Source organism: Tabrizicola soli, from assembly GCF_015999335.1.
Taxonomy (GTDB): Bacteria; Pseudomonadota; Alphaproteobacteria; order Rhodobacterales; family Rhodobacteraceae; genus Tabrizicola; species Tabrizicola soli.
In genome coordinates this window covers 45,724-58,513 of sequence record NZ_JAEACP010000010.1, presented here as the reverse complement: position 1 = coordinate 58,513, position 12,790 = coordinate 45,724, and the positions used below count along the sequence as shown (strand labels likewise).

Genomic DNA, 12,790 nt, shown 5'->3' with positions numbered 1-12,790 from the left:
AGAATACTGGCGCGGCCAAGGGGGGAATTGCCATGCGCTACGATTACGTCTCGGTCGGGTTCTACACCTTCGACTGCCTGGGTTGGCCGGTGTCCGGGATTCCGCCCGGCGGTGGCACCAGCTTCATCCAGGACCTGACCCTCGCCGTCTCGGGCGCGGCGGGCACCGCCGCCATCGTCGGCGCGAAGCTTGGCCTGAAGACGCTGGCCGTCGGCGGCTACGGCCGCGACATGATGGGCGACTGGGCCGTGGCGCGGCTGGAAAGCTTCGGCATCGACACCTCGGGACTGCAGCGGCTGGAGGGGATCCCGACCTCTTCCTCCATCGTGCTGACCCGCACCGACGGCTCGCGCCCGGCACTGCACCTCAAGGGCGCGACCGGGCATTTCGTGGTCCCGGAAGCGGAGTTCGACCGCGTCACCGACACCCGCGTCTTCCACCTTGGCGGCGTCGGGCTGATGGATGCGATGGACGGGGCGCCCAACGCCGCGCTGATGGCCCATGCCAGGGCGCGCGGCTGCATCACCACCGTGGACATCTTCGCCGGCTCTCCCGCCGACCTGCCCGATGTCGCGGCCGTCTTGCCCCATACCGACTATTTCATCCCCTCGGTCGAGGAGGCGCAGGCCCTGACCGGCCTGACCGATCTCGACGCCATGGCCGCCTTCTTCATGGAGCGCGGCGCCGGGGCCTGCATCTTCACCCTGGGCGGCGACGGCGCCTATTACCGCGACAAGACCGGCCTGAGCTTCCGCATCCCCGCCTTCGCCGTCGATGTCCGCTGCACCTGCGGCTGCGGCGACGTGTTCAACGCGGGCTTCGCGGCGGGCCTGCTGAACGGCTTCAGTCCGCAGGATTCGGTCCGCCTTGCCCAGGCCTCCTCGGCGCTGAACGCGACCGGGCTCGGCAGCCAGGCGGGCGTGGTCTCGCTGGCCGACACCATCGCCTTCATGCGCGCCTGCTCGGTCAAGGCGGCCTGATCCCCTGCGCCCTTGCGGCGCGTGACATAACCTTCCATGTTGCGACAAATGTGCGGCCCCGCTGGCCGCCGGCTTGCGCGTGGAGGCCCAAAGTGACGACGGCAGACGTGAACGACGACGTGAAAACCCGGATCGCCTGGCTCTACTACGTCGAAGGCATGACCCAGGACGAGGTGGCGAACCTCGTCGGCATGAACCGTTCCCGCGTCCTGCGCACCCTTGCCGCCGCGCGCCAGGACGGCACCGTGCAGATCCGCGTCACCACCCGCATGTCGCGCTGCGTGGAGCTTGAGCGCGAGCTGGAAAGCCGCTGGAGCCTGACCCGCGCCATCGTCGTCCCCGAGCCGCAGGATCCGAACCGCCTGCGCGAGATCATCGGGGCCGAGGTCGGCGCCTACATGTCTCAGGCCGTGACCGCGAACATGACCGTGGGCCTCGGCTGGGGCAAGACGCTCACCTCCGGCGTCCCCGCGATCGAGCCGCGCCCGGCGGACGGGGTGAAGGTCCTGTCGATGCTGGGCGGCCTGACCCGGGTCAGCGCGATCAACCCCTCCGAATTCGCCTGGCGCGTCGCCGACCGGCTGTCCGCCGAATGTTACATGCTCGCCGCGCCCGTCTACGCCCCCGACCCCCGCACGCGTGAGGCGCTGATGGCCCATCCCGGCATCGCCGAGGTCTTCACCCGCGCGCAATCGCTGGACATGGCCGTGCTGTCCGTCGGCGACCTGACCCCCCATTCGGTCTTTTCGGAATACGGCCTTCTCACCCGCGACGAGATCGCCTCGCTGGAAGCCGCCGGCGCGGTGGGTGACCTTCTGTGCCATTTCATCGACGCCGAGGGCAATGTGATCGACCATCCGGTCAACAGGCGCGTGCTGGCCGTCGATCCCCTGTCGCTGCGCGGCACAAGGCAGATCGTGCTGGCCTCGGGCGGCTGGCACAAGCTGACCGTGATCCGCGCCGCGATGAAGCTCCTGCGCCCCACCGTCCTCATCGTCAACGAGGTCGTGGCCGAACGCCTGGCCGCCGAACCGCGCTGACGGCCCTGTCCTCCACCCGAGGGGCGGCGGTTGCCACCCACCCGGCAACGCTGTATTTTCCGCGTCGACAAAATGTTTCCCGGCCTTGGGTGTTCGCATGACGACTGACGGTGGTGAGGGCGGCCTTCCCGAGCGCAAGCGCGGCTCGGGGGTGAAAGTCGTCTACGAGATGCTGCGCGACGAGATCCTGAATCTGAAGCTCGCGCCCGGCACCCATATCGACGAGGTCCAGCTGGCCGAGCGTTTCGGCATGTCGCGCACCCCGATCCGCGAGGCGCTGGTCCGCCTGGCAGGGGAAGGGCTGGTCGAGACGTTGCCCAACCGCTCGGCCATGGTGGCGACCATCGACGTGCTGAACCTGCACACCTTCTATGACGCGATCACGCTGATGTATCGGGTCACGACCCGCCTCGCGGCCCAGTATCACCGGCCGGAAGACCTTGTGAGGATCCGCGCCCACCAGGCCGACTATGCCGCCGCCGTCGCCGCGCAGGACGCGCTGGCGATGATCGCCATCAACCGCGAGCTTCACGCCGCCATCGCCGAGGCGGGGCGCAATCCCTATTTCACCACCCTCACGCTGCGGCTCCTGAACGAGGGGCGGCGGATCCTGCGGCTCTATTACCAATCCTTCGACGACCGCCTGCCCCAGGAATATGTCGACGAGCACGAGGCGATGATCGCCGCCATCGCCGCGCGGGACGTGGCGCTTTGCGACCGGATCGCCAGCGCCCATGCCGACCAGATCGTGCGCCAGATCCAGAAGCTCTTCGCCCGCGACGAACGCCAGAGGGTTCCGCTCTAGCGCCGCGGATTCTTGTCGACAAGAAAAATGCAAAAGCTATCATGGCGGGGAGATTCGGCCCCGGCCGACGCATGGTCAACGCGCATGACAAGGAGTTCCGATATGGATACGGCGATTTTCCGGGGCGTGATCCCCGCGCTGATGACGCCCTGCAAGGCGGACCGCACCCCCGATTTCGACGCGCTGGTGCGCAAGGGGCAGGAGCTGATGGCCGCCGGCATGACCGGCGTGGTCTATTGCGGCTCGATGGGGGACTGGCCCCTCCTGACCGACGCCCAGCGGATGGAGGGCGTGGAGCGCCTGGTCAAGGCCGGCGTCCCGGTGATCGTGGGCACGGGCGCGGTGAACTCCGCCACCGCCGTGGCCCATGCCGCCCATGCCCAGAAGGTCGGCGCGGCGGGGCTGATGCTGATCCCCCGCGTCTTGTCGCGCGGCTCCTCGCCCGTGGCGCAGCGCAACCATTTCAAGGCCCTGCTCGCCGCCGCGCCCGAGCTTCCGGCGGTGATCTACAACAGCCCGCACTACGGTTTCGAGACCCGGGCCGACCTGTTCTTCGCGCTGCGGGCCGAGCATCCGAACCTCCTCGGCTTCAAGGAGTTCGGCGGCGCCAAGGCGATGAGCTATGCGGCCGAGCATATCACCAGCGCCGATGACGACGTGATCCTGATGGCCGGCGTCGATACCGGCGTCTATCACGGCTATGTCAAATGCGGGGCGACGGGCACGATCACCGGCATCGGCAACGTGATCCCGAAGGAGATCCTGCATTTCGTTGCGCTGGCCAAGGCGGCCGCGGCGGGCGACGTCGATGCCCGCCAGCGCGCGCAGGAGCTGGGCGAGGCGCTGGAGGTCCTGTCCACCTGGGACGAGGGCGGCGATCTCGTGCTCTACTACAAGCACATGATGGTCCTGCAGGGCGATGCCGAATATGCGCTGCACCTGAACCCGACCGACGCCCTGACCCCCAGCCAGCGCGGCTGGGCCGAGGCGCAACTGGCGCAGTTCAAGACCTGGTATGCCGAATGGAGCAAGCTGCCCGGCGCCGTGCAGGCCTGCAAGGTCTGAGCCTATTACGAAAGGCCCCGCTGGCGATCCAGCGGGGCCCTGATCTCCGCTTCGTGGAAATCAGACCGCGCTCATGCCGGTCGCCAGCCACCTGGCGAAATCCGCCTCGCTGACCTCCCCGGCCGCCAGGTTCTCCATCATCCTGACGCCTTCGATGGTATCGGGGCGGAAAGAGTAGCCATTCAGCCGCAGGAAGGTGAGCGCCGTCACGAACCCCGTGCGCTTGTTGCCATCCACGAAGGCATGCGCCTTCGATATCCCAAAGGCATAGGCCGCGGCGATCCCCGCAAGCCCCGGGTCGGTATAGGCCGCAAGGTTCATCGCGCGGGCGCAGCCCATCTCCAGAAGGGCCCGGTCACGCATCCCGGACGCGCCGCCATGCCGGGCGATCTGTCGATCATGGATGGCAAGGACGGCGGCAAGCGGAACCCAGACGGGTTCCCTCACGCCAACGCCTGAAGCAGGTCGCGGTTTTCATCCATCACGATCTCCGCTGCGGCCAGCGCGGCGGCGACCGCCGGATCGTGCGGCGTGATTTTCAGACTGCCGTCGTCTCCGCGCAAGACGAAGAGCGTGTCCCCTTCCCTCACGTCGAGGATGGCGAGCATGTCCGTCGTCAGGGTCATGACGGCCGAGTTTCCGACCTTTCGGATTCTGGTTTCAAACATGACACGCCTCCGTGGATATACATCAATATATACACCCGGCCCGATTGAAAGCAAGCCTTTCCCCGCTCCTCCGGCCCGTCAGGCCACCCCGTCCAGGCCCTGCTCCTGCAGCCGGTCCAGAAGCTCGACCTCCGCCGCCATCAGCGCGATGCCCTCGGCCACCGACTTCGCCCGTGCGGCATAGCGCCGCGCCGAGGGCAGGCGCGCGCCCTGTCCCGTGATCGCCTGCAGCAGCACCTCGGCCCGCGCGAACGGATCTCCCGGACGGCCCGCGGCGAACATCTCCGGCGACAGCGCCAGGATCAGCTCGCCATGCCGGGGGGCGAGGGTCGTGGTCCCCAGCGCCTCCAGCGCCTCGGGGCTGGTCAGGTCGCCGATCATCACCCCCGCCAGAAGCTCGACCATCGTGCTGATCGCCGAGCCCTTGTGCCCGCCGAAGGTCAGCATCGCCCCGCCAAGCGCCGCAACCGGATCGGTGGTCGGCTCCCCCTCCGCGTCGATGGCCCAGCCCTCGGGCAGGGGCTTGCCCGCCCGCCGGTGCAGCTCGATCTCGCCGCGCGCGGCCACCGAGGTGGCAAAGTCGAAGACATAGGGATCGCGTCCCGGCCGGGGCCAGCCGAAGGCCAGCGGGTTCGTCCCCAGCAGCGGCCGCGTGCCCCCCGCCGGGGCCACCGTGGCATAGCTCGGGCACATGACCAGCGCGGCCAGACCCTGTTCCGTGATCGCCTCGACCTCGGGCCAGAGGGCCGCGAAATGCGTGCAATCGTTCACCGCCAGCGCCGCAAGCCCCAGTTCGCGCGCCCGCTCCGCCAGCACCGGCAGGCCAAGCTCGAAGGCCGGGTTGGAGAACCCGCCGCCCGCGTCCACCCGCAGGATCGCCCCCTCGCCCCGGTCCAGCACCGGCAGCGCATCCGCCTTGACCTTCCCGGCCTTGACCGTCCGCAGGACGCCCTCGATGCGATAGATCCCGTGCGAGGTGCAGGCGTCGCGCTCGCCCGCGACGATCACCCGCGAAAGCGCCGCGGCCTGAACCTGGTTCAGTCCGGCCCGGCGGAAGATGGCCTCGACTCGGGCCTGAAGGGTTGCGACGGAGAATGTCATGCCCATGGCGCCTGCCTCCTGTCTGGTATGTGGCGGAATATCTGCATACAACAAGAATGCAAAAGGGCAGGGAGGTCCAGCCCCTTCGGCCCGATCCGATCCGCAATCCGGAATCTTGAATAAGTCTTGTATATTGCCTGTATTTTGTGATTGATTTGTTTGCGTAGCGACCCGATTGTTGCAACAACTGGAATCAGAACGTCATCCATGGGAGGAAGAACATGAAACCGGCACTCTTCACGACTGGTCTCTTGGCGGCCGCCGCGCTGGCCATGCCCGCACAGGCGGACAAGCTGGACGACATCATCGCCGCCGGAACCCTGCGCTGCGCGGTGGTGCTGGACTTCCCGCCGATGGGCTCGCGCGATGCCGACAACAACCCGATCGGCTTCGATGTCGACTACTGCAACGACCTGGCCGCCGCCCTTGGCGTGACCGCCGAAGTCGTGGAAACCACCTTCCCCGAACGTATCCCGGCCCTGATGTCCGGTTCGGTCGACGTGGCCGTGGCCTCGACCTCCGACACGCTGGAGCGGGCCAAGACCGTGGGCTTCTCCATCCCCTACTACGCCTTCGAGAACGCCGTCGTCGCCAGCGAGGGCGTCGAGATGGCGGATTGGGAAGGCATGAAGGGCAAGGTCGTGGGCGCCACCGCCGGCACCTACGAGGCGATCTGGCTGGAAGGCAAGGTCAAGGAATGGGGCGAAGGCGAATTCCGGCCCTACCAGAACCAGGCCGACGTCTTCCTCGCCCTCAGCCAGGGCCAGCTCGACGCCACCGTCTCCACCGTCGAGGTGGCCGAGGCCAACGTGAAATCCGGCAACTTCCCCGGCATCAAGATCGTCGACAAGGCCCCGATGGTGCCCGACTATGTCGCGCTGATCACCCTGCGCGAGGAATACGGCCTGATCAACTACATGAACCTGTTCATCAACCAGCAGGTCCGCACCGGCCGCTATGCCGAGCTCTACAAGAAATGGGTCGGCGAGGGCGAGCCGGCCAAGCTGACGATCGACGGCGTCTACCGCTGATACGGACGTGACGTGATGCGGGGGCACTCCCCGCATCACGCATTCCAGCATCCTCTCCGGGGCGGCCATGTTCAATTACAACTTCCGCTGGAACCAGGCGCTGAGCTCGCTGCCCCAGATGCTGGAGGGCGCGCTGGTCACCATGGAGATCGCGATCCTGTCGATGGCCATCGGCATCGGCGTCGCCATCCTGCTGACCCTGTTCCGGCTGTCCGGCAACCGCATCCTGTCCGCCATCGCCACCACCTGGGTCGAGATCGCGCGCAACACGCCCGCCCTGTTCCAGATCTACATGGTGCATTTCGGTCTGGGCGGCTTCGGCGTCCATCTCTCGCCTTACCTGTCGCTGCTGATCGGCATCGCCTTCAACAACGCGGGCTACCTGACCGAGAACTTCCGCGGCGCGCTGAAGGCCATCCCCGACACCCAGACCCGCGCCGCCCGGTCGCTGGGGATGACCCCGATCCAGGCCTTCCAGAACGTGATCATGCCGCAGATGCTGCGGATTTCCTTCCTGCCGATGACGAACCAGATGGTCTGGGCGATCCTGATGACCTCGCTCGGGGCCGTGGTGGCGATGAACACCGACCTCTACGGCGTGACCAGCGACCTGAACGCGCGCAGCTTCCGCACCTTCGAGCTTTTCGCCATCGCCGCGGTGATCTTCTATGTGATCACCAAGGTCATCACCATCTCGGCCCGGCTGCTCGCGGCCCGGCTCTTCCGCTACTGAGGGGGCAATGATGTTCGATACCGCCCTCACCACGAACGACCTGATCTTCCTGGCCAAGGGTGCCGGGATGACGCTGATCGTCACCGGCATCTCGGTCTTCTTCGGCACGATCCTGGGCATCGTCTTCGGCGTCTTCCGCTATCAGGTCGGCCCCTGGTGGGCCGCGCCGCTGACCTTCGTGCTGGACATCTTCCGGTCGATCCCACTCCTGATCCAGCTGGTGCTGGCCAATGCCTTCGTCACCACGATCATCGGCTGGCGCATCTCCGGCTTCACCGTCGCCTGCGGGGTCCTGTCGCTCTACACCGCCGCCTATTGCGCCGAGATCGTCCGCGGCGGGATCGAATCGGTGCCGCAGACCCTGCGCCGGGCCGCGCGGTCGCTGGGCATGACCTGGGGCCAGGACATGACCTCGATCGTGCTGCCGCTGGCGACCCGTGTCGCCCTGCCTTCCTGGATCGGGCTCGCGCTCGGCGTGATGAAGGATTCCGCGCTGGTCTTCATCGTGCAGGTGGTCGAACTGCTGAAATCCACCCAGATCCTGATCACCCGCCTGCAGGAACCGCTGTTCCTGCTGATGATCTGCGGCCTGTTCTACTTCCTCATCTCCTTCCCGATCGCCCGCTTCGGCGGCTATCTGGAGAAACGGTGGTCCAATGATTGAAATCGAAAACGTCCACAAGTCCTTCGGCAACCTGAAGGTCCTCAAGGGGATCGACCTGACCGTGGCCAAGGGCGAGGTGCTGACCGTGATCGGCGGCTCGGGCTCGGGCAAGTCGACGCTACTGACCTGCATCAACGGGCTGGAGCCGATCGATTCCGGCCGCATCCTGGTGGACGGGATCGAGGTCCACGCCAAGTCCACCGACCTGAACAAGCTGCGCCAGAAGATCGGCATCGTCTTCCAGCAATGGAACGCCTTCCCGCACCTGACCGTGCTGGAGAACGTGATGCTGGCCCAGGTCAAGGTGCTGAAGCGGTCGAAAGCCCAGGCCGAGGCCGAGGCGGCGAAACAGCTGAACCACGTCGGCCTCGGCGACAAGCTCAAGGTCTATCCCTCGCGCCTGTCGGGCGGCCAGCAGCAGCGCATGGCGATCGCCCGCGCCCTGGCGATGTCGCCCGACTACATGCTCTTCGACGAGGTGACGTCGGCGCTGGACCCGCAGCTCGTGGGCGAGGTTCTGGACACGCTGCGGATGCTGGCCTCCGAAGGCATGACGATGATCTGCGTCACGCACGAGATGAAGTTCGCGCGCGAGGTCTCGGACCGCGTCGCCTTCTTCCATCAGGGCATCATGGCCGAGATCGCCGCGCCCGAGCAGCTCTTCGACGCGCCGAAGGACCCCGAGCTGCAGAAGTTCCTCGCCGCCACGCATTAGGCCGATCATGTCTCCCAACTCCGAAGTGATCGTCGTCGGCGCCGGTGTCGTCGGCCTCTCCGCCGCGCTGGCCCTGCAGATGCGCGGCCTTGCGGTCACGGTCGTCGACCGCGAGGGCCCGGCGGCGGGCGCATCGGCGGGAAATGCCGGGGCGCTGGCCTTCTCCGACATCCTGCCGCTCGCCTCGCCCGGCATCCTGCGCAAGGCGCCGAAATGGCTGCTGGACCCGCTCGGCCCGCTCAGCGTCCCGCCCGCCTATGCGCTGCGGATCGCACCCTGGATGCTGCGCTTCTGGCGGGCCTGTTCGCCGGCGCAGGTGCGGCGCTCCACCGTGGCGCAGACCGCGCTGATGGACCTGTCGCGCGCCGAGCTGGAACCCTTTCTCGCCGCCACCGGAACCCTGCCGATGCTGCGCAAGGAGGGCAACCTCCAGGTCTACGAATCCGAGGCCGAGTTCCGCGCCGCCCTGCCCGGCTGGCAGGTGCGCCTGGACCACGGGATCGAGGTCCGCCACATGGGCCGCGCCGAAATGGACGCGCTGCAACCCGGCCTCGCGCCCCGCTTCCTGCGCGGCACCTTCACGCCGGGTTGGCAGTCGGTCACCGAGCCGAAGGATTTCACCCTGGCCCTGTCCGACCGCTTCCGGGCCAACGGCGGCCAGATCCACCGGGCCGAGGTTCTGGCCCTCGCCCCCGCCGGCGACGGCGTGACGCTCGCCCTTTCCGGCGGCGAAACCCGCACCGCCGGGCATGTCGTCCTTGCCGCCGGCGCCCATTCGCACCATCTGGCGCGCGGCCTCGGCGACCGCATCCCCCTGGAAACGGAACGCGGCTACAACACGACGCTGCCCCCCGATGCCTTCGACCTGCGCACCCAGGTCACCTTCGGCGGCCACGGCTTTGTCGTCACCCGCCTGACCAGCGGCATCCGCATCGGCGGCGCCGTGGAACTCGGCGGGCTGAAGCTGCCGCCGAACTTCGCCCGGGCCGAAGCGATGCTGAAGAAGGCGCAGGCCTTCCTGCCCGGCCTCAAGCCCACCGGCGGCAAGCAGTGGATGGGTTTCCGCCCCTCGCTGCCCGACACGCTGCCCGCCATCGGCCCCGCCCGCGCCACGCCGCGCGTCACCTATGCCTTCGGCCACGGCCACCTCGGCCTGACGCAGGCCACCGCGACCGCCCGGCTGGTCGCCGACCTCGTCACCGGCGCGCCGCCCGCCATCGACCTGACCCCCTTCTCGCCGCAACGCTTCTGAGGCCCCCATGGCAACGCATACCTTCTCCTGCATCGACGGTCACACCTGCGGCAACCCCGTGCGCCTCGTCTCGGGCGGCGGCCCCCGGCTGGAGGGCGCGACCATGCTGGAGCGCCGCGCCCATTTCCTGCGCGAGTTCGACTGGATCCGCACCGGCCTGATGTTCGAACCGCGCGGGCATGACATGATGTCCGGCTCGATCCTCTACCCACCCACGCGCCCCGACTGCGACGTCGCCGTCCTCTTCATCGAGACCTCGGGCTGCCTGCCGATGTGCGGCCACGGCACCATCGGCACCATCACCATGGGGATCGAGAACGGCCTGATCACCCCGCGCACCCCCGGCCGCCTGTCGATCGACGCGCCGGCCGGCAAGGTGGACATCGAATACCGCCAGGAAGGCCGCTTCGTCGAGGAGGTGCGCCTGACCAACGTCCCCGCCTTCCTCTACGCCGAAGGCCTGACCGCCGAGGTCGAGGGCCTGGGCGAGATCGTGGTCGACGTGGCCTATGGCGGCAACTTCTACGCCATCGTCGAGCCGCAGAAGAATTTCCGCGACATGGCCGACCACACGGCGGGAGAGCTGATCGGCTGGTCGCCGAAACTCCGCGCGGCGCTGAACGCGAAATACGACTTCACCCATCCCGAACATGCCGCGATCACCGGCCTCAGCCATATCCTGTGGACCGGCAAGCCCACGGTCGAGGGCGCCCATGCCCGCAATGCCGTCTTCTACGGTGACAAGGCCATCGACCGCAGCCCCTGCGGCACCGGCACCTCGGCCCGGATGGCACAGCTTGCCGCCAGGGGCAGGCTGAAGGTCGGCGACGACTTCCACCACGAATCCATCATCGGCTCGATCTTCAAGGGCCGGGTCGAGGCGGCGGCCTCCGTCGCGGGCCGCGATGCGATCATCCCCTCGGTCGCCGGCTGGGCCCGGATGACCGGCTACAACACGATCTTCATCGACGACCGCGACCCCTTCGCCCACGGGTTTGTCGTCAAATGACCCTCTCCGCCCGCTTCATCCTCTCCGGTCAGGCCGAGGCCGGAATCCTCGCCACCACCGAACCCCTCAGCTTCTGGGGCGGGGTCGATCCGGCGACGGGCCAGGTCATCGACGTGCATCACCCGCTGGCCGGGCAAAGCATGGCCGGGCGCATCCTGGTGATGCCGGGCACCCGCGGCTCCTGCACCGGCTCGGGCGTCCTTCTCGACATGGCGCTGAACGGCAAGGCCCCGGCGGCGCTGGTCTTCAGCGAGCCCGAGGATGTGGTGACCCTCGGCGCGCTGATCGCGGCCGGGATGTTCGGCAAGCCCCTGCCCGTGCTGCGCCTCTCGCCCGAGGCCCATGCCCGGCTGGCCACGGCGAAAACCGCCCGCATCACCGAGACGGAGCTGGAAGCCGACGGAATGACCCTCGCCATCGCCCCCCCGGCCACCGGGGCGCTCACGCTGACCGGGCATGACCGCGCCATGCTGGACGGCGCCCAGGGCGAGGCAACGGCGCAGGCCATGCGCATTCTCTGCGCCATGGCGGTGAACCAGGGCGCGACGCGGCTGATCGACGTGACCCAGGGCCATATCGACGGCTGCATCTACGCCAGCCCCGCCAACCTGACCTTCGCCGAGAAGATGGCAGACATGGGCGCCCGCGTCCGCATCCCGACCACGATGAACGCCATTTCGGTCGATCACGCCAACTGGCGCGTCCAGGGCGTGCCGCCCAGCTTCGGCGGCCCGGCGCAGCGCCTGGCCGACGCCTATGTGCGCATGGGCTGCCAGCCGACCTTCACCTGCTCGCCCTATCTCCTCGACACCGCGCCTGCGGAGGGCGAGGCCATCGCCTGGTCGGAATCCAACGCGGTGATCTATGCCAACAGCGTCCTTGGCGCCCGTACCGCCAAGCACCCGGATTTCCTCGACCTCTGCAGCGCGATGACCGGCCGGGCGCCCTTGTCCGGCGTCTATCTGGACGAGAACCGGCAGGCCACACGGATCCTCGACATCGACCTGCCCGATGGGATCGACGACGCCTTCTGGCCCCTGATCGGCTGGCTGGCCGGCAAGGCCGCGCCCGACCGCATCCCGCTCTTGCGCGGGCTGGCAGGGGCGCAGCCCTCACCGGAAAACCTCAAGGCACTCTGCGCCGCCTTCGGCACCACGTCCGCCGCGCCGATGCTGCATGTCGAAGGCGTCACCCCCGAGGCGCGGCGCATCGCCCCGGATGCCGACCATGCCCGCATCACCCGCGCCGACATGGCCGCGGGCTGGCGCACCCTGAACGACGGGCCGGAGAAGGTGGAACTGATCGCGATCGGCAGCCCGCATGCCTCGATCCTGGAATGCCGCGCGCTGGCCGATGCCCTGGCCGGGCGCAAGGTGGCGGTTGCCACCATCGTCACCGCCGGCCGCGCGGTGATGCAGCAGGCGCAGGCCGACGGCATCCTCGCCCGGCTGACCGAGGCAGGCGTGCAGGTCCTCCCCGATCTCTGCTGGTGCTCGATCTCCGAGCCCGTCTTTCCCCCCGGAACCCGCGCCCTGATGACCAATTCGGGCAAATACGCGCATTACGGCCCCGGACTCTCCGGCCGCGCCGTCCGCTTCGGCGGCCTTGCCGCCTGCGCCGAGGCGGCCCTGACCGGCCATGCGTCCCGGACGCTCCCGGACTGGCTGGCGGCGGATCGGACTTCCTGATCCACTGCCACGCAACATCCGATTATGGCGCGCGCCGGA

At 68.2% G+C, this 12,790-nt stretch carries 14 protein-coding genes; 11 read left to right on the top strand and 3 right to left on the bottom strand.

Going from position 1 to position 12,790, the window contains the following annotated elements:
- The first annotated feature begins 32 nt into the window (after positions 1-32).
- The 4 genes from I7S92_RS10690 to I7S92_RS10675 all read left to right on the top strand — a co-directional run bounded on the left by I7S92_RS10690 (position 33) and on the right by I7S92_RS10675 (position 3,890).
- Positions 33-980 carry a carbohydrate kinase family protein gene (locus tag I7S92_RS10690; RefSeq protein ID WP_197643797.1) on the top strand — a complete coding sequence of 316 codons (948 nt, stop codon included), beginning with the start codon at positions 33-35 and terminating at the stop codon, positions 978-980.
- A gap of 92 nt (positions 981-1,072) precedes the next feature.
- Positions 1,073-2,020, top strand: coding sequence for a sugar-binding transcriptional regulator (locus I7S92_RS10685; RefSeq protein ID WP_287864014.1), 948 nt, complete (start codon positions 1,073-1,075; stop codon positions 2,018-2,020).
- Between the two features lie 97 nt (positions 2,021-2,117).
- On the top strand, positions 2,118-2,825 hold the full coding sequence (locus tag I7S92_RS10680; protein WP_197643795.1) for a GntR family transcriptional regulator: 708 nt from the start codon (positions 2,118-2,120) through the stop codon (positions 2,823-2,825).
- Positions 2,826-2,927: 102 nt separating this feature from the next.
- Positions 2,928-3,890, top strand: a complete 963-nt coding sequence (locus tag I7S92_RS10675; RefSeq protein ID WP_197643793.1) for a dihydrodipicolinate synthase family protein — start codon at positions 2,928-2,930, stop codon at positions 3,888-3,890.
- A gap of 60 nt (positions 3,891-3,950) precedes the next feature.
- Here I7S92_RS10675 and I7S92_RS10670 read toward each other — a convergent pair whose 3' ends face one another.
- From I7S92_RS10670 to I7S92_RS10660, 3 genes are all read right to left on the bottom strand, one after another.
- On the bottom strand, positions 3,951-4,337 hold the full coding sequence (locus I7S92_RS10670) for a type II toxin-antitoxin system death-on-curing family toxin (RefSeq protein WP_197643791.1): 387 nt from the start codon (positions 4,335-4,337) through the stop codon (positions 3,951-3,953).
- On the bottom strand, positions 4,334-4,558 hold the full coding sequence (locus I7S92_RS10665; protein ID WP_197643789.1) for an AbrB/MazE/SpoVT family DNA-binding domain-containing protein: 225 nt from the start codon (positions 4,556-4,558) through the stop codon (positions 4,334-4,336). The genes I7S92_RS10670 and I7S92_RS10665 overlap by 4 nt, the downstream gene beginning before the upstream one ends.
- Before the next feature lie 78 nt (positions 4,559-4,636).
- The gene (locus I7S92_RS10660; RefSeq protein ID WP_242070159.1) at positions 4,637-5,659 is read right to left on the bottom strand and encodes an Ldh family oxidoreductase; all 1,023 of its coding nucleotides are present in this window, start codon (positions 5,657-5,659) and stop codon (positions 4,637-4,639) included.
- Positions 5,660-5,880: 221 nt separating this feature from the next.
- Here I7S92_RS10660 and I7S92_RS10655 point away from each other — a divergent pair, with 221 nt between their 5' ends.
- The 7 genes from I7S92_RS10655 to lhpI all read left to right on the top strand — a co-directional run bounded on the left by I7S92_RS10655 (position 5,881) and on the right by lhpI (position 12,751).
- The gene (locus tag I7S92_RS10655; protein WP_197643786.1) at positions 5,881-6,690 is read left to right on the top strand and encodes a transporter substrate-binding domain-containing protein; all 810 of its coding nucleotides are present in this window, start codon (positions 5,881-5,883) and stop codon (positions 6,688-6,690) included.
- 67 nt (positions 6,691-6,757) lie between these two features.
- The gene (locus tag I7S92_RS10650) at positions 6,758-7,423 is read left to right on the top strand and encodes an amino acid ABC transporter permease (RefSeq protein ID WP_197643783.1); all 666 of its coding nucleotides are present in this window, start codon (positions 6,758-6,760) and stop codon (positions 7,421-7,423) included.
- Positions 7,424-7,433: 10 nt separating this feature from the next.
- Positions 7,434-8,087 carry an amino acid ABC transporter permease gene (locus tag I7S92_RS10645; protein WP_197643781.1) on the top strand — a complete coding sequence of 218 codons (654 nt, stop codon included), beginning with the start codon at positions 7,434-7,436 and terminating at the stop codon, positions 8,085-8,087.
- Entirely contained in the window at positions 8,080-8,802 is a 723-nt protein-coding gene (locus tag I7S92_RS10640) for an amino acid ABC transporter ATP-binding protein (protein ID WP_197643779.1), read from the top strand. The genes I7S92_RS10645 and I7S92_RS10640 overlap by 8 nt, the downstream gene beginning before the upstream one ends.
- Before the next feature lie 7 nt (positions 8,803-8,809).
- Positions 8,810-10,054, top strand: coding sequence for an NAD(P)/FAD-dependent oxidoreductase (locus I7S92_RS10635; protein ID WP_197643777.1), 1,245 nt, complete (start codon positions 8,810-8,812; stop codon positions 10,052-10,054).
- Positions 10,055-10,061: 7 nt separating this feature from the next.
- Entirely contained in the window at positions 10,062-11,063 is a 1,002-nt protein-coding gene (locus tag I7S92_RS10630) for a 4-hydroxyproline epimerase (protein WP_197643775.1), read from the top strand.
- Positions 11,060-12,751 (top strand): cis-3-hydroxy-L-proline dehydratase, encoded by a 1,692-nt coding sequence (gene lhpI, locus I7S92_RS10625; RefSeq protein WP_197643774.1) that lies wholly within the window; start codon positions 11,060-11,062, stop codon positions 12,749-12,751. Before I7S92_RS10630 ends, lhpI begins: the two co-directional genes overlap by 4 nt.
- The last annotated feature ends 39 nt before the right edge of the window (positions 12,752-12,790 follow it).

What these genes read in the sequence shown, in the direction of transcription:
- I7S92_RS10690 (WP_197643797.1), top strand. Translation starts at nt 33, where the DNA reads ATGCGCTACGATTACGTCTCGGTCGGGTTCTACACCTTCGACTGCCTG.
- I7S92_RS10680 (WP_197643795.1), top strand. Translation starts at nt 2,118, where the DNA reads ATGACGACTGACGGTGGTGAGGGCGGCCTTCCCGAGCGCAAGCGCGGC.
- I7S92_RS10675 (WP_197643793.1), top strand. Translation starts at nt 2,928, where the DNA reads ATGGATACGGCGATTTTCCGGGGCGTGATCCCCGCGCTGATGACGCCC.
- I7S92_RS10665 (WP_197643789.1), bottom strand. Translation starts at nt 4,558, where the DNA reads ATGTTTGAAACCAGAATCCGAAAGGTCGGAAACTCGGCCGTCATGACC.
- I7S92_RS10660 (WP_242070159.1), bottom strand. Translation starts at nt 5,659, where the DNA reads ATGACATTCTCCGTCGCAACCCTTCAGGCCCGAGTCGAGGCCATCTTC.
- I7S92_RS10655 (WP_197643786.1), top strand. Translation starts at nt 5,881, where the DNA reads ATGAAACCGGCACTCTTCACGACTGGTCTCTTGGCGGCCGCCGCGCTG.
- I7S92_RS10650 (WP_197643783.1), top strand. Translation starts at nt 6,758, where the DNA reads ATGTTCAATTACAACTTCCGCTGGAACCAGGCGCTGAGCTCGCTGCCC.
- I7S92_RS10645 (WP_197643781.1), top strand. Translation starts at nt 7,434, where the DNA reads ATGTTCGATACCGCCCTCACCACGAACGACCTGATCTTCCTGGCCAAG.
- I7S92_RS10640 (WP_197643779.1), top strand. Translation starts at nt 8,080, where the DNA reads ATGATTGAAATCGAAAACGTCCACAAGTCCTTCGGCAACCTGAAGGTC.
- I7S92_RS10635 (WP_197643777.1), top strand. Translation starts at nt 8,810, where the DNA reads ATGTCTCCCAACTCCGAAGTGATCGTCGTCGGCGCCGGTGTCGTCGGC.
- I7S92_RS10630 (WP_197643775.1), top strand. Translation starts at nt 10,062, where the DNA reads ATGGCAACGCATACCTTCTCCTGCATCGACGGTCACACCTGCGGCAAC.
- lhpI (WP_197643774.1), top strand. Translation starts at nt 11,060, where the DNA reads ATGACCCTCTCCGCCCGCTTCATCCTCTCCGGTCAGGCCGAGGCCGGA.